Genomic DNA, 15,405 nt, shown 5'->3' with positions numbered 1-15,405 from the left:
GTTCCCCAATTTTTGTTGTCTGAAACACAAAATTTACCTTTTGACCCATTTCCACCACTTAATGCTAATTATTAGCATTAACCTTCTTAACTCTGGTTAGTCTTTAGTTCTTCTGTACTATCAAATTCGCTTTTTATGATCTGTGACAGTTGAGGGTGCGGAATGTGGGTTGTAAGAGTCATTATGATTGCTTGGTTGAGTTGGTTTTTTTATTTTATGCGCGATCGCACTTCACCATAACAGCATCAATCCTCTAAATCTACTTGTTTAACCTCATCCAAATTTAACTCTAACGCCTCAGCAATTTGCTCATCACTCAAGCCAAACAGCCTTAATTTATTAACTGTTTCTATTTTAGTTTTATCCTGGGATTGTTGAAGCTTAGGAGTCTGAGACTGATTTAGATTAGAAGTAGTAACTTTACTAGATATTTCCTTACTTAAATCTTCTATAACTTTTTCAACAATTGATAGCATATCCATCTCATCTACAATCTCAATTATGGCATTTATCAATCTATTGTAAAATGCTTCCTCGCCTGTCAATCTATACCAAAATTCTTTACCCATATACACTGTATAATCTCTTGACAGTTCTAAAATAAAAGAATTCATTTCACTTCTTTCCCCATAGATTGTACAAAAAACAAAGTCATCAGAGCTAATTTTAAGATTATTAGTTTTTGCTCTATTTCTTGCTTCTCGGAAATGATTTTTGATGGTAGTTACATCATCTCTATTAATTGAATCTGGGCCTGATTTCAATTGACAATATTTCTTTGTAAAATCAATTTGGTCTACAAACTCTATATCAATCCCAGGCGTTGTGGAACCAAAACCTTCAAGGACTGTAGATATAAACTTTTGCATTGCTGTCCCAAATGTAGTAGTTATAGATGTACCAAGAACTCTGGGATATATTAAAATTTTGGCGATGCTAACTGGCGATGTATCACCAGTCAAATATTTAGCTAAGTAAAACCATAAAAAAGGATTTATTTTAAACTCTTGAAGTCTTTTGAGCTTTAAAGTATTTTTTCTATGATTATTGATAATTTCATCTCTAAAAAAAGCTTTAAATTTATCTAATATCTCAGTGCGTTTATTGTCTGGAATCATAATTTTTTGTCAAATTTAACTTGGTTTAATAATGTTTTCATTAGGTGATAAACTACTGGAATCGGAACAGCATTTCCAAATTGTTTTTTGGCTGTATCTTCATTTTCAGCCATAATAAACCAATCGGGAAAACCTTGCAATCTACCAGCGTCTTTAGCAGAAATAGGCTTGAATTTCTTTTTTTTGTAAATCTCTTTAATAAATTTATTTTTATACTCTTCAGGATTTTCACATCCTTCTATAGAAATCTTGGCTATATAGTCTTTATTACCTGTAGCTGTCAAAGTAGGGATAATATCGGAATGAGGTAGAAATACTCTATAAACACCGTTGATTCCTGTAGAGTTTTTAGAATTGACAAATTCGTATCCTTCATTTTCGATATAACGAAGAATATTTTTTTCAATAAGCTTATTTAGTTCTTTTTGTTTAAGCTTTGGGATTAATTGTGCTAAAACTTCAAAGGATAAAGGATTTCCGTCTTTTGCACCATATTGCTTTTTTCTTCTATTTTTTAGAATTGTATAGCAGATCAACTTTTCTCTTTCGCTAGTCCTAATGATATCCCATGAATGAATAGTAGTGTGACCATCTCTTGTATCACAAAAAATAAAAAAATCATTTAGTTCATCATTTTTTTGAAAACGATTTCTGGAACGCGGTATCTTTTCACCAAACAAAATTTCTGCGGCTAATTTGCTTTTGCTAAATTTACTGCAATGCTGTACTCCTTCAATAAAGCTATATAATTTAGGTTTAATTTCTAAGGGTTCGGGAAAAGAAAAGTTTTTATGGTGTTCTAAATCATTTCTTATTCCTACTATAAAAACTCTTTCCCTATTTTGTGGAACTCCAAAGTCATAAGAATTCAGTAATTGCGACTTAACAGAGTAACCTATTATTGCAAAATAGTTAACTATATATTCAAAACTTTTTCTATTAATTGGTTCTATTAAGCCTTTGACATTTTCAAAGATAAAAACTTTCGGCTTATTTATTTCCACAACTCTAATAGTATCTAACCAAAGTTTACCTCTAGGATCTTCAAATCCTTTGAGTTTACCCGCTACAGACCAAGGTTGGCAAGGAACACCACCAACTACTACATCTACTTCAAAGGGTAACTTATTTATTTTACGAATATCTCCTAAACTTGCTTCTGGTAAATTCTTAAAATTACTCTCATAAACTTTTATAGCTTCTTTATCAACTTCTGAATAGCCTAAACATTTACCTCCTAGTTCTTCTAAGGCAATTCTAAAACCTCCTATACCAGCAAATAAATCTATAAAGGTAAAGTCAAATTTTTCATAAGTGTATTTAAAGGGATGAAACAATTCTAATTGTTTAACATAACACACTTCCTCAGTAATACTTTTCATTTGAAGTTAAAGAAATTTATACAAATTTAATATAAATTTTACTATAAATTTTATAATTGTCAATTAATGTAATCTAGACAAATGAAAATTAGGTTAGCACTCCCTTCTGAGAATAAACCCCGGAAAATCGATCGCACTTCCCACAATCCAGTTTCCAGGGGTATAATCATGAAAATTCTGAGTAAAGCCCAATATTCCTAATGTTAAAAACACAGATGAATATCGGACTTTGCTAGAAGTTATTTGCTGTTCCCATTACCATTAGCGTTACTTGCCACAACTTTTTCGGCAACTTTATCTGGTACTTCTTGCAAATGGTCGTATTTCCAATTAAAGAAACCTACACCCATTGTCAGACTGCGTAACTCAATAATAAAGTCACGCATTTCCGCTTGTGGCAAATAAGCTGAGATTTTATCCCAACCTTTCCAACCATCTTTTGCTTCGTAACCTAACACTTGTCCCCGTCTCCCAGTGAGCAATTGCAAGGCTTTTGCGGTAAAATCTTTAGGAGTGGAAATTTCGATCGCCGTAATAGGCTCCAACAAAACAGGTTGACACTGAGGTAGTCCTTCTTGCATTGCTAAACGTGCAGCTTGCTTAAAGGCTTGTTCCGAACTATCTACCGTGTGATAAGAACCATTAGTTAGCGTTACTGCTACATCAACAACTGGGAAACCTAATGGCCCATGTGCCAAATATTCGCGCACGCCTGTTTCTACACCAGGAATATATTGACGGGGCACTACTCCACCGACAATTTTTTCATCAAAGTTGAAACCTTCGCCACGACTTAAAGGTTTAATATCCAAGTAAACATCGCCAAATTGTCCATGTCCGCCGCTTTGGTGTTTGTAGCGTCCATGTACGGAATTAGCAGGTTTGCGGATGGTTTCTTTGTAGGGAACTTGCGGTAAATGTGTCGCCATTGGCAAGTTATACTTGCGACGCAAACGGTCTAAAGCTATTTGCAGGTGAATATCACCTTGTCCCCAAAGGATAACTTCGCGAGTGTCGCCATGTTGTTCCCAAGCTAAAGAGGGGTCTTCTTCGATTAACTTGGCAAAAGCCGTACTAATTTTAACTTCATCGTTGCGTTTTTCCGCAGTCACCGCTAAAGCATAAACCGGAGTCAACTGTTCCGCCTTGGGTAACTCAGACTCCGGTTGTCCGCTGTTAGTTGAGAGGGTATCGCCCGTTTTTATGCCCTCTAACCTGCCAATAGCCACAATTTCGCCAGCTTTCGCTTCTTGGACTCCCGTTTGTTGTTGACCTGTGAGACGATATAAACCACCTGCACGCACACCGTTGAGAGTTGTACCGTCAGTCAGAACACCTTGCCAAACTCTGACTAAAGAAAGTTTGCCACCTTGAGGAGTGAAGTAAGTTTTCAATACTTGGGCTAGGGGTGCTTCGCCTTTGAGGGAAATTCCGCGCCGTTCTTTGATTGTGTCTGGTTCTGGGGCTTCGCGCAAGAGGGCTCCTAGTAAGGGTCGCACGCCAAAGTCTTTTTCGGCAACTCCTAAGAATACGGGTACAATTAAGTCTGCACCTAGTTCCATTTTTAAGTCGGCGACTATTTCTTCTTGAGGCGGTTCAATTTCTTCGAGGAGTTCTTCGAGTAGACGATCGTCAAAGTTAGCTAACTCTTCTAACATTTCTTCCCTAGCGGCGTGTTCTTGTTCTTTGAGTTCTGCGGGGAAGAGTACGGGGTCAGCTGGCGCACCGGGATGATAATGATAAGCTTGTTCTGTTACTAGGTCAATAAACCCGATCAGGTTTTCCCCTTGACCGATCGGATATTGATGCGGAACTAAGGGACGACTAGAAACAGCTTTCAAGGCGTGCAACACATCCATGAAGTTGTTGTTCGCCCGATCCATTTTGTTAATGAAAACCAAGTGGGGAATTTCCCAGTCGTCGAGGAATTTGAACAGGGGGGCGAGGGTGAGGACGCGATCGCACGCTGGTTCACAAACTACCACTGCTGCGTCTACACCAATCAAAGCGTTACAAGTTTCTTGAGCAAATTCTACCGAACCCGGACAATCTAAAAATGTGAAATTAATGCCTTCGTATTTGGTGTTTGCTACCGATACTTCCACACTCATTTGGCGATCGCGTGCTTCAGCAGAACTATCTCCCACAGTATTTTTATCTTTGATACTGCCTTTGCGCGAAATCGCACCTGTAACGAATAATAAACTTTCTAGCAAGCTAGTTTTACCGCTTAAATAAGGGCCTACGATCGCAACATTCCGGCAGTTAGAAACAACTTTTTCGCTCATAAAATCCTCCTTTACGACTGCCCTTTTACTTGATCCCTATAGCAGTCGCATCTACTAACGTTTGCAATTGTTCTGTTGAGTTTTAGGTTTTAGACCTAACTAAAATCCAAAGGAAATCTAAAATTTTTTTTGCCCAGTTGTCCTTCAATAAATCTCCTATCTGTGAAGTTACCTCGGATTTCATCTGAGGTTAACCCCTATTTAACACACTGTCACAAAAAGCTAGTTTTGCTTTATATTTAGGTTTAACAAATATGAATATTTGAAAATATTTCTCTATATTTACAATCATAAAAAAAAGGGACTGGGGACTGGGGACTAGGGACTAGGGACTGGGAGACAAGGGGACAAGCTGACAAGGAGAATTTTTATCTTCTGCCTTGTGCTCCCCTGCTCCCCTGCTCCCCTGCACCCCTGCACCCCTGCTCCCCTGCTCCCCTGCTCCCCTGCACAATTATTGCTGCGAAGAAGTAGTCGCTGGACGAGATCCTCCGTTACGTTTGGCGATTTGTTGTTGCAAAATTTCCACAGCTTTTGCATATTGGGGATCTTGCAAGGTGCCAATTGCGTCGCGGTTCTTCACCAACTGTTGCTTTTGCGCGTCGGAAAGTTCAATCACCACGTTAGGAGCAATTCCGGCGTGATTAATGTCTCTACCGCTGGGGGTGAAGTACTTAGCAATAGTTACTGCTAATCCCGATCCATCTCCCAAAGGTCTTACCGATTGTACTAAACCTTTACCAAAGGTTTTTGTTCCCACCAAAACGGCGCGATTGTTGTCTTGCAGTGCGCCTGAGAGAATTTCGCTAGCACTAGCAGATCCACCATCAACCAAAATCACCAATGGTTTATCGGTTAATTGACGATGGTTGGCTTTTTGGCGTTCGCTTTCGCCTTGACGATCGACCGTTGAGACGATCGATCCCTCTTTCAACCACATCCGAGCAATATCAATACTGGAATAAAGCAACCCACCTGGGTTAGAACGTAAATCCAAAATATAACCAGCAACGCTTTGTTTTTCTAAAGCCTGAATCGCCGCACGCATTTCTGGCGCAGAATTGGCGCTAAACTGGTTCAAACGAATATAACCCAATCCCCCTGGTACATCTTTACGAGCGTTGTAACGTACTGGGTGAATTTCGATCCGTTCCCGTTTAAGTTTAAAGGTTTGTTCTTGATTCTTCCGCTTAATAGTCAGATTCACTTCTGAACCTACTGGACCGCGAATCAAGTTAACCACATCGTTGACATTCATCCCTGAAGTGTTCTTGCCATCAATCTTGACGATTTCATCTTTGGCAAGCACCCCAGCTTTCGCAGCTGGTGTACCTTCAATCGGAGCAATTACAACTATTTTCTTAGTTTGTTCATCCTGAGTTAACTGGATACCCACACCTGTCAATTCCCCAGAGGTATCGATTTGCATACTTTTAAACTCTTGGGGGTCCATAAACCGGGTGTAGGGGTCATCCAGCTTTTTCAGCATTTCCCGGATTGCTTTGTAGGCATCTTCTTTAGTAGCGTAAGTCCGGCTCAGGTATTCGTTACGGATGGCTTGCCAATCTACTTGGTTAAAGGTGCCATCTACGTAACTGCGATCGACAATCTGCCAAACTTCATCAACAAGTTCTTTAGGACTTTCTCTGAAAAAAGCTTGACTGGAAAGATGAATACCAGCGCCTGTGACAGCAACAGTCGTTAACACCGCAGCTGTCGCACTTACGAAAAGACCTTTTCTAGTTATTGTCATACTGTTTTTACTGAGCCGGAGGGAAAAAAACTGTTCTGCAAATTAAGCCCAATTTAGCACAGGCTTCTTAAGTCAAAGTTCAGTGCTTATGACTATTTTGCTAATGGCATATTTACTTTGTGACACGGTAGTTAAGGGTCAACCCAACGACCGTCTGCTTTGATTAAGTTGATTAACTCCTCCACACCTTGCGACTCAGGGACTTTTTTAATTTCTTCTCTGCCACGATACAGAGAAATATAACCGGGTTGTTTTCCGACATAACCGTAATCGGCATCTGCCATTTCTCCTGGGCCATTGACAATACAACCCATTACTGCTATGTCCAAACCAGTCAGGTGTTTAGTGGCTTCTCGTACTTTATGCAACACTTCTTCGAGGTTGAACAAGGTACGACCGCAGGAAGGACAGGCGACATATTCGACCATCGTTTTCCTAAGTCCCAAAGCCTGAAGAATACTATAGCAGACTGGAATCTCTTTTTCTGGTGCTTCGGTGAGGGAAACGCGAATTGTGTCACCGATGCCGTCAGCTAAAAGAGTGGCAATTCCCGCCGTAGACTTGATTCTGCCATATTCCCCATCCCCGGCTTCGGTAACACCTAAATGTAGAGGGTAGTCCATTCCCAGTTCATCCATTCGCTTTGCCATCAAGCGATAAGCGGCAATCATCACGGGTACGCGGGAAGCTTTCAGGGAAATTACTAGGTTACGGTAATCGAGGGATTCACAAATGCGAAGGAATTCGATCGCAGATTCTACCATCCCCTCCGGCGTGTCGCCGTAAGTAAACAGCATTCTCTCAGCAAGCGAACCATGATTAACCCCGATTCGCATCGCCTTACCTTGATCGCGCAAAGAAACCACCAAAGGTTCTAAAGTTTCGCGGATTTTTTCGCCAATTTCGTCAAATTCACTTTGAGTAAATTCGCTTCTATCCGGTCTGGGTTTCTCAAACACATATAATCCCGGATTAATCCGCACCTTGTCCACATATTTGGCGACTTCCAAGGCAATTTTCATGCCATTGTGGTGAACGTCAGCGACTAAAGGCACATCTTGGTAAGTTTCCCGGAGTTTTTGCTTAATTTCGCCAACTGCTTTAGCATGACCGACACTAGGAACAGTAACGCGCACAATTTCGCAGCCAATCTCATGCAAGCGACGAATTGCGGCAACTGAGCCATCAATATCCATCGTGTCTTCGTTAATCATCGACTGTACCACCACCGGGTAGCCCCCGCCAATGGTAACGTCAGCGACTTTCACCGGACGAGTTTTCCGCCGTTTGATTACGGTATCAAATTCCGGTTGACTGGTAGTAGCGGGATTGGGCAGTGTTTGCATAACCTTTTCTTTACTTTGCTGTTCCTCTCTGTTTTTCAGGTTGCCACAGAAGGGGACAATTTTGGTTAATCAGATTCAGGAAGTAGCTGCTGAAATTTGTGATGATAAAGATCAGCTTTCTCGTTTTTTACCAATTATGGCAGAAGGAATAGATTACACCAATTTACAAAACCTACTAGCTGCTGAAAAATGGGGAGAAGCTGATCGAGAAACAGCAAGGATTATGCTCAAAATAGCTAAACGAGAAGAAGAAGGTCGGCTAATTTCTGAAGATATGAGAGCATTTCCCTGGGAAAACCTCCGCACGATTGACCAACTTTGGGTAAAGTGCAGTAACGGACGCTTTGGCTTTAGCGTACAGCAAAAAATTTGGTTAAAAATCGGTGGTAAGCCAGATTATGACTACAAAGTTTGGAAAGAGTTTGCCGATCGCGTAGGCTGGTATGTGAAAGAAAAAGACGATTGGTTTGGAAACCTGAACTTCTCCCAAAATGCCCCCATAGGGCATCTCCCTTGGAGTTGTTTTTTGTGGGAGTCGTGTTTTATGGAGTGGGATGAATGTATAGAGGAGGTGTCTTTTCTCTTGTTCTCTCTTCTCTCGGTACTGAGAATGAAAGTAAAAGAAATCATTAAACAGATAGAAGAAGATGGCTGGTATCTTGTCAGAACTAGGGGAAGTCACCGTCAGTATAAACATCCAACAAAATCAGGTTTAGTTACAATTCCAGGTAAACCATCTGATGATTTAGCTCCTGGTACATTAAATAGTATTTGGAAACAAGCTCAGTTGAAACAACAATCAGAAAATACAGAACACCAAGAAGAAACTGAAGAGGAATCAAACTAATGCGTTATGCAATTGTAATTGAAAAAGCAGCAGAAAATTACTCAGTTTATGTTCCAGATTTACCGGGATGTGTAGCAACTGGTGTAACTATTGAAGAGGTTGAACAGCAAATTAAAGAAGCAATTTCTTTTCACTTAGAAGGATTACGTGAGGAAGGTTTACCAATTCCCGAAGCAACTACTTTATGCGAATATGTCCAAGTTTAGTTACTTATTAAATGTAGAGAGCAACGAAATTATATGACAACAAAAATAAATATCAGTAAGTTGGGTAATTCCCTGACTTTACAAATTCCAGATGAGATTGCTGAAACTCTCAAACTTAAAGTGGATGATACAGTAATCTGCACTCTAGAGAACGGCAAAATTGTCTTAGAACCTGTTAAGAAAAGCTTAGACTACACACTCGATGAATTATTAGCAGGTGAAATAGAAACCAGTGAAGAGGTTTTTTGGGGTAAAGCAGAAGGAGAAGAAGTTTGGTAAGCTATATTCCTGAACGCGGTCATTTTATTCGCCTCAATTTTGATCCTCAAGCTGGACACGAACAGATGGGAATTCGACCTGCTTTAGTCGTAAGCCAAACTCAATTTAATCAGAAGATGGGGTTTGTGTTTGTGTGTCCAATTAGTAATACTCAACGCAAAAATCCCTTTTATATTCCGATTCCAGAAGGTCAAGCGGTGACGGGTGTAATTATGACAGATCAATTGCGATCTTTAGATTACCTTGCTAGACAAGCAAGCTTTCTTGGTGATTGTCCAAAGGATGTATTTGAGGAAGTTTTGCGGCGCATAAAACCAATTTTGTTTGAAGTTGAGAAATCAGACGAACAAGAAGATACATCTTCTTAAAAAGAGCGATCGCACTTTCCCCCAAAACTCCCCACCAAAATGTAAAATAGTCAAATACAATTTCAATCCTGTATCAACTATTTGCTAATATTTAAAAGCAAATATCTCCATTTCGCTTATGACATTAGCAATTGTAGCTGAAAAAGCACCTCTGCATATTACTGCTGATGGTGTAGTTCGAGTAGGCAAAACTCGCGTAACCTTGGACACTGTAGTTGCTGTTTTCAAACAAGGAGCGACTACAGAAGAAATTGTTTACCGTTATCCATCGCTAAAACTTGCTGATGTATATGCGACTATTGCCTTCTATCTCAACCATCAAGATGAAGTTGAAGCATATTTACAGCTACGACAGCAGGAAGCTCAAGAAGTTCGTAATATGAATAAGGCGAGGTTTGATCCCCAAGGTTTGCGCGACAGATTATTAGCTCGCAAAGCTGAACGGGAAGTATGTTGAAATTCCTTGCTGATGAGAACTTTGATAATACCATTGTTAGAGGATTATTTCGCCGTAAACCAAGTATTGATATTGTCCGAGTTCAAGATGTTGGTTTATCAGGTGAGGAAGATCCAATTATTTTGGCTTGGGCAGCCCAAGAAGATAGAATATTGCTAACTCATGATGTTGCTACAATTACACGCTTTGCTTATGAAAGAATCAGGGAAGGTTTACCGATGCCTGGTGTGATTGAGGTGAGTACAGATGCACAAATTGGTCGAGTGATAGAAGATATTTTGATGGTTATAGATTGTAGTTTAGAAGGCGAATTAGAAGGACAAATTTATTATCTTCCGCTTTAATATAATCAGCAGGATAATGAAAACTCTAAGGTAAATCGAAAATCGAAAATTGAATTAGCGATCGCACCATCCCCCCCAAACTCCTCTCACCAAAATGTAAAATGGTAAAATGCGATGACACAATTTGTGGTTCTGACACATGAATACCCTACAAGATATTGAACAAGCTATTAAGCAACTTTCTCCAGAGGAACTCGCGGCTTTTCGTACCTGGTTTGCGGAATTTGATGCAGAAATCTGGGATAAACAGTTTGAAGCGGATGTAGCAGCAGGTAAGCTTGATGCACTTGCTGAGAAAGCATTAAAACATTTACTGGAAGGAAGTTGCACTGATTTGTGATTCAAATTATCCCAAGTGGAGAGTTTGCTGATGAGCCAAATTAACTATGATTCAATGTCTAATGCTGAGTTGAAACAGTATTTTCTCAAACATCGTGGAGATCAAGCTGCTTTGCAAGCGTACTTAGATCGAATTAATCAACGTCCACTGACAATTATTGCTAGTCCTGAAGATCCTGATTTTGATGAGAAGGTTCAAGCGGCTATTCGTCGAAAGTTAGAAGCGGCGAGAAATAAAAGTAGTCAATAGTTATAATGATTGGTTATTTACAATTAATATTGATGAATAATCAACGCAATCAGGAAAATCTAAAATCCAAAATTTAATTAGCGATCGCACTATCCCCCCCAAACTCCTCTCACTAAAATGTAAAATGGTAAAATGCGATCGCCAAAAATTTCAACTATTTTGATTCGGTAAAATCGGGAATTACCCATTGGGGTGGCTGGGACATTTTTTTTCTTAAAGCAGCTTCGGCTATTTCGTGCATTCTATCTAACGAGACATCGTTGATAAACTTGGATGCAGAGGCGACATATTCCTTATTTGGACATTTGTCACCCAAAACACAGCCATTAACGCAGGCTTCCGCACAGTTTATTGTGGTAGCTTCCATGTTCTCCTTCCTTAAGTTCCTTTTTTCATCAACCACGATACAAGACTGCGATCGAATGAAAATTTCTTTTACAAATTGTAATACATAAGCTTAATGATTGGCATCACACTCAAGAAATGGTTAAACTTCAGACATACTTATGATTAATATCTGGTATTTGGCAAAATTGACGATTATGATTGAGCAGTACCAGCCATTTTTTAGCTAATTGACAGGTAGGATCAACAATGGCTTTGCAAGTAGAAGTTTTACAAGAAACTTTCCAACAAATTAAAGAACAAACTGATGAGTTCGCCATCAGTTTTTATGAAAACCTCTTTCACGATTATCCTCAAATTCAGCCTTTGTTTGCGCGGACAAATATGATGGAACAACGCAAGCACTTAGTCCGCGCTTTAATGTTAACTATAGAAAATATTCGGGATACCGAAACGGTGAATGATGCTTTAAAGCAACTTGGTGAGCGTCATGTACAATATGGAGCGCTGAAAGAGTATTATCCTGATTTCTGTGCTGCTTTGTTGAAAACTTTTGAATTATATTTGGGAGAAAAGTGGACAACAGAGGTCAAGCAAGCTTGGATAGAAGCTTTTGCAGCCATATCTGAAATAATGTTAAAAGGTACAGAGAAAGTAGCTTGACAAAATAGTGTTTTTTAGCACTTGATGAGTTAAAATCTCTTAAACTTCCCTGTTGTGTTTACTTGATTCGTAAGAATGTCTAACTCTTCACCTCTGACTGTTGGCTCGAAGCTAGAAAATCGCTATGAAATTGTCCGTGAGTTGGGACAAGGTGGCTTTGGACGGACTTACTTAGCGATCGATATTAACCGTTATCAAGAACCTTGTGTTTTAAAAGAATTTGCTCCCCAAATTCAAGGTGCTAAGGAGTTACAAAAAGCGGAAGAGTTATTTGAACGGGAAGCAAGTGTCCTTTACAAATTGCAGCATTCGCAAATACCAAATTTTCGCGAGTTTCTGCGATCGCAATTAAACAGCAAACCAGCACTATTTTTAGTGCAAGACTATATCGAAGGTGAGACTTACGCACAACTTTTAAAACAGCGTTGTTTTAGTGAAGCGGAAGTAGTCCAATTGCTGCAACAAATTTTGCCAGTATTAGAATACATTCACTCTCAAGGTGTCGTACACCGGGATATTTCGCCGGAAAATTTGATGCAGCGTAGTGTTGATAAAATGCCAGTTTTAATTGATTTTGGAGGTGTGAAAAAAGCGGCGACAACTGCTGTTTCTAAGGCAACTGGACAACCTGTAGTAACTTTGTTGGGTAAGGAAGGTTATGCGCCACCGGAACAAATTCGCCAAGGAAAAGCTTTTCCTTCTAGTGATTTGTATGCTTTAGCCGTGACGGTTTTGGTGTTACTTTCTGGGAAACAGCCAAAGGAATTTTATGATAATTCTAAAGCGGTTTGGCACTGGCAACAATACATTAGTGTGAGTCCAGAGTTGGGGAAAATTTTAGATAAATGTTTGGCTTATAAACCGAGCGATCGCTATCATTCAGCCAGAGAAGTGTTGCAGGTTTTACTAACAGTTAGCAATCCTAATCCTCAGCCTATTGCTAATCCTAATCCTCAACCTGTTACTGCGGGTAATCTCAATATTTCCCAAATGCCAACTCTTAATTTTGTTGGTCGTAATTGGAAAACTAATGTTACTCAAGTTATTGCTAATGTAGGAAGAACGATCGTTAAATTACCTGCTAAAAAGCTATTTGGAGTAAAGTTTATAGCTAATACTTTGAAAATAGGTGTAGTTGTAGCGGTGGGAGTAGGCGCTTGGAATTTAGCTCAAGCAGAATTGTTAAAATTACCAAAGAAAATATCTTTTCCTTTACCTAATTTACCTAGTTTACCTAGTTTACCTAAATTACCTAATTCGACGACTTTAACTAAAGCTGAATTGGATCGTCAAGCGGAAATTATGCGACGGAGTAAAGCTTTAGGTGTAACGGATTTTTATACTCAAGTCGATCGCCTATTCTACAGCAAATATCCCGAACTAAAAAGACGTGCTTTAACCGAAAAACCAGAGGATGCTAAATATCGTCAGCGTTGGTATGATATTGCTGAAGATTTATTAGATAAATTAGAGAAAGAGAAATCTATTTAAAAGTGGGTAAAAAACAAAACTGATGTCACAGACATTAGCAACGAGTGGTACGATCGCAGCAATTGCCACAGCAATTGTTCCCCAACAAGGTAGCGTGGGAATTGTGCGAGTTTCGGGAACAGAAGCAATAGCGATCGCACAACAACTTTTTCATGCACCCAGTAAGCAAAAATGGGAAACTCATCGTATCCTTTATGGTTATATTCGCCATCCCCAAACTCAACAATTAATTGATGAAGCGCTACTTTTAATCATGCAAGCGCCTCGTTCTTTCACGCGAGAAGATGTTGTCGAATTCCACTGTCACGGAGGAATTATGGCAGTGCAACAAGTATTACAATTGTGCATCGAACAAGGTGCTAGATTAGCGCAACCGGGAGAATTTACCCTACGAGCTTTTTTAAATGGCAGAATTGATTTAACCCAAGCAGAAAGTATTGCTGATTTAGTTGGCGCAAAGTCGCCGCAAGCTGCACAAACTGCTTTAGCTGGATTACAAGGAAAGTTAAAAGAACCGATTCATCAATTAAGAATTACCTGTTTAGATATTTTGGCAGAAATTGAAGCCAGAATTGATTTTGAGGAAGATTTACCACCATTAAATGAGGAAAATATTGCTGCACAAATTGCCGAAGTTACCGCCAAAGTTCAGCAAATTTTAGCAACTGCCGATCGCGGAGAATTGTTGCGAACTGGGATTAAAGTTGCCATTGTCGGTCGCCCAAATGTGGGAAAATCTAGTTTGTTAAATGCTTGGAGTAAAAGCGATCGCGCCATCGTCACCGAACTACCTGGAACTACCAGAGATGTTGTCGAATCTCAGTTAGTTGTCGGGGGAATACCTGTACAAGTTTTAGACACTGCGGGAATCAGAGAAACTAGCGATATTGTAGAGAAAATTGGTGTTGAGCGATCGCGCCGTGCAGCGGAAGCAGCCGATCTAATTTTACTAACAATTGATGCCCAAATTGGTTGGACAGCAGCCGAAGCAGAAATTTATCAGGAAGTCAAAACTTGTCCGGTAATTTTAGTCATGAATAAAATTGACTTAATTACAGAAAATCAAAAGCAAAATTTATTAGCTGAAATTCCCCAATTTCAATTTCAAGTTTACACTGCTGCCGCACATAACCAAGGAATTGAAGAATTAGAAACAGCAATTTTAGCAGCGATTAATGCTGGTAAAGTGCAAGCCGCAGATCTAGATTTAGCAGTTAACCAAAGACAAGCAGCCGCCCTTACAAAAGCAAAAACTTCCTTAGAACAAGTCTTAACTACTATTGCCGAACAATTACCCTTGGACTTCTGGACAATTGACTTGCGTGGAGCAATTCAAGCATTAGGAGAAATTACTGGAGAGGAAGTAACAGAATCAGTACTCGATCGCATTTTCAGCCGCTTTTGTATTGGTAAATAGTAAATTCATTCTATTACCAACTAGCAAATTTAAGCAGGAGGGCGCAACAATTGTTTTACCGTTCCTACTAACTCTTGCGGATGAAAAGGTTTAGCGATGTAAGCATCTGCGCCTTGCTTCATCCCCCAATAGCGATCGAACTCCTCTTTCTTCGCAGAACACATCACCACAACTAAATTCTCAGTCTTCTTATCGCTTTTGAGACGACGGCAAACTTCATAGCCATTCATTCGTGGCATTATGATGTCCAATACCACTAAATCAGGAGGATTTCCGTCGATTTGTTCCAGTGCTTCGACACCATCACTAGCCTCGCTGACTTTTAGCCCCATCTTTTTGAGCAAGTCAGAGATCATTTCCCGTTGAGCTTTATTGTCTTCCACAACTAGAACTGTAGTCATAGGATTTCTACCCAAATTGTTTAGTTCAGGCACGTACAAGGTTAAGAAGGTTATGTATTTATCGTAACATTACTCTTTTTACGATAAAATCAACTAACCTTGTACCTCTAT

General features: G+C 39.6%; 18 protein-coding genes. 11 read left to right on the top strand and 7 right to left on the bottom strand.

Translation table 11 applies throughout. The features are described 5' to 3' along the window. Nucleotides 1–245: 245 nt before the first annotated feature. The 5 genes from ACE1CA_RS27115 to ispG all read right to left on the bottom strand — a co-directional run bounded on the left by ACE1CA_RS27115 (nucleotide 246) and on the right by ispG (nucleotide 7,887). Nucleotides 246–1,118, bottom strand: a complete 873-nt coding sequence (locus tag ACE1CA_RS27115) for a PmeII family type II restriction endonuclease (RefSeq protein WP_413280662.1) — start codon at nucleotides 1,116–1,118, stop codon at nucleotides 246–248. After that, on the bottom strand, nucleotides 1,115–2,500 hold the full coding sequence (locus ACE1CA_RS27110; RefSeq protein WP_413280661.1) for a DNA cytosine methyltransferase: 1,386 nt from the start codon (nucleotides 2,498–2,500) through the stop codon (nucleotides 1,115–1,117). The genes ACE1CA_RS27115 and ACE1CA_RS27110 overlap by 4 nt, the downstream gene beginning before the upstream one ends. A 239-nt stretch (nucleotides 2,501–2,739) precedes the next feature. Beyond that, nucleotides 2,740–4,788 (bottom strand): elongation factor G, encoded by a 2,049-nt coding sequence (locus tag ACE1CA_RS27105; RefSeq protein ID WP_413280660.1) that lies wholly within the window; start codon nucleotides 4,786–4,788, stop codon nucleotides 2,740–2,742. 454 nt (nucleotides 4,789–5,242) lie between these two features. Further along, nucleotides 5,243–6,541 (bottom strand): carboxyl-terminal processing protease CtpC, encoded by a 1,299-nt coding sequence (gene ctpC / locus ACE1CA_RS27100; protein WP_413280659.1) that lies wholly within the window; start codon nucleotides 6,539–6,541, stop codon nucleotides 5,243–5,245. Nucleotides 6,542–6,672: 131 nt separating this feature from the next. Continuing rightward, a complete protein-coding gene (gene ispG, locus ACE1CA_RS27095; RefSeq protein ID WP_413280658.1) occupies nucleotides 6,673–7,887 on the bottom strand; it encodes a (E)-4-hydroxy-3-methylbut-2-enyl-diphosphate synthase in 1,215 nt (404 codons plus the stop codon). Nucleotides 7,888–7,948: 61 nt separating this feature from the next. Between ispG and ACE1CA_RS27090 the strand changes: the two genes are divergently transcribed. The 8 genes from ACE1CA_RS27090 to ACE1CA_RS27055 all read left to right on the top strand — a co-directional run bounded on the left by ACE1CA_RS27090 (nucleotide 7,949) and on the right by ACE1CA_RS27055 (nucleotide 10,977). Continuing rightward, nucleotides 7,949–8,734 (top strand): GUN4 domain-containing protein, encoded by a 786-nt coding sequence (locus ACE1CA_RS27090; protein WP_413280657.1) that lies wholly within the window; start codon nucleotides 7,949–7,951, stop codon nucleotides 8,732–8,734. Continuing rightward, nucleotides 8,734–8,940: a type II toxin-antitoxin system HicB family antitoxin gene (locus tag ACE1CA_RS27085; protein ID WP_413280656.1), complete on the top strand. Its 207-nt coding sequence runs from the start codon at nucleotides 8,734–8,736 to the stop codon at nucleotides 8,938–8,940. The genes ACE1CA_RS27090 and ACE1CA_RS27085 overlap by 1 nt, the downstream gene beginning before the upstream one ends. Before the next feature lie 33 nt (nucleotides 8,941–8,973). Further along, a complete protein-coding gene (locus ACE1CA_RS27080; protein ID WP_413280655.1) occupies nucleotides 8,974–9,219 on the top strand; it encodes an AbrB/MazE/SpoVT family DNA-binding domain-containing protein in 246 nt (81 codons plus the stop codon). Further along, on the top strand, nucleotides 9,213–9,587 hold the full coding sequence (locus ACE1CA_RS27075; RefSeq protein ID WP_413280654.1) for a type II toxin-antitoxin system PemK/MazF family toxin: 375 nt from the start codon (nucleotides 9,213–9,215) through the stop codon (nucleotides 9,585–9,587). The genes ACE1CA_RS27080 and ACE1CA_RS27075 overlap by 7 nt, the downstream gene beginning before the upstream one ends. Nucleotides 9,588–9,705: 118 nt before the next feature. Further along, nucleotides 9,706–10,044, top strand: a complete 339-nt coding sequence (locus tag ACE1CA_RS27070; protein ID WP_413280653.1) for a DUF433 domain-containing protein — start codon at nucleotides 9,706–9,708, stop codon at nucleotides 10,042–10,044. Next, nucleotides 10,038–10,388, top strand: a complete 351-nt coding sequence (locus ACE1CA_RS27065; RefSeq protein WP_413280652.1) for a DUF5615 family PIN-like protein — start codon at nucleotides 10,038–10,040, stop codon at nucleotides 10,386–10,388. The genes ACE1CA_RS27070 and ACE1CA_RS27065 overlap by 7 nt, the downstream gene beginning before the upstream one ends. Before the next feature lie 139 nt (nucleotides 10,389–10,527). After that, on the top strand, nucleotides 10,528–10,728 hold the full coding sequence (locus tag ACE1CA_RS27060; RefSeq protein ID WP_413280651.1) for a hypothetical protein: 201 nt from the start codon (nucleotides 10,528–10,530) through the stop codon (nucleotides 10,726–10,728). Between the two features lie 30 nt (nucleotides 10,729–10,758). After that, nucleotides 10,759–10,977: a DUF6887 family protein gene (locus ACE1CA_RS27055; RefSeq protein WP_413280650.1), complete on the top strand. Its 219-nt coding sequence runs from the start codon at nucleotides 10,759–10,761 to the stop codon at nucleotides 10,975–10,977. A 154-nt stretch (nucleotides 10,978–11,131) separates the two neighbouring features. On the opposite strand, the gene ACE1CA_RS27050 is transcribed toward ACE1CA_RS27055, so the two are convergent. After that, the gene (locus ACE1CA_RS27050) at nucleotides 11,132–11,344 is read right to left on the bottom strand and encodes a hypothetical protein (protein WP_413280649.1); all 213 of its coding nucleotides are present in this window, start codon (nucleotides 11,342–11,344) and stop codon (nucleotides 11,132–11,134) included. Between the two features lie 227 nt (nucleotides 11,345–11,571). Between ACE1CA_RS27050 and ACE1CA_RS27045 the strand changes: the two genes are divergently transcribed. From ACE1CA_RS27045 to mnmE, 3 genes are all read left to right on the top strand, one after another. Then, entirely contained in the window at nucleotides 11,572–11,985 is a 414-nt protein-coding gene (locus ACE1CA_RS27045; protein ID WP_413280648.1) for a globin family protein, read from the top strand. A 75-nt stretch (nucleotides 11,986–12,060) separates the two neighbouring features. After that, entirely contained in the window at nucleotides 12,061–13,476 is a 1,416-nt protein-coding gene (locus ACE1CA_RS27040; protein ID WP_413280647.1) for a protein kinase domain-containing protein, read from the top strand. Between the two features lie 22 nt (nucleotides 13,477–13,498). Further along, nucleotides 13,499–14,893: a tRNA uridine-5-carboxymethylaminomethyl(34) synthesis GTPase MnmE gene (gene mnmE, locus ACE1CA_RS27035; RefSeq protein WP_413280646.1), complete on the top strand. Its 1,395-nt coding sequence runs from the start codon at nucleotides 13,499–13,501 to the stop codon at nucleotides 14,891–14,893. A 29-nt stretch (nucleotides 14,894–14,922) separates the two neighbouring features. Here the strand turns inward: mnmE and ACE1CA_RS27030 are convergent, their stop codons facing one another. Further along, nucleotides 14,923–15,294: a response regulator transcription factor gene (locus ACE1CA_RS27030; protein WP_413280645.1), complete on the bottom strand. Its 372-nt coding sequence runs from the start codon at nucleotides 15,292–15,294 to the stop codon at nucleotides 14,923–14,925. Nucleotides 15,295–15,405 lie beyond the last annotated feature (111 nt).

This window comes from Floridaenema evergladense BLCC-F167 (assembly GCF_041929205.2).
Taxonomy (GTDB): domain Bacteria; phylum Cyanobacteriota; class Cyanobacteriia; order Cyanobacteriales; family Aerosakkonemataceae; genus Floridanema; species Floridanema evergladense.
Note: the sequence above shows the minus strand (reverse complement) of the source record. Positions and strands in the feature narration are given on the sequence as shown.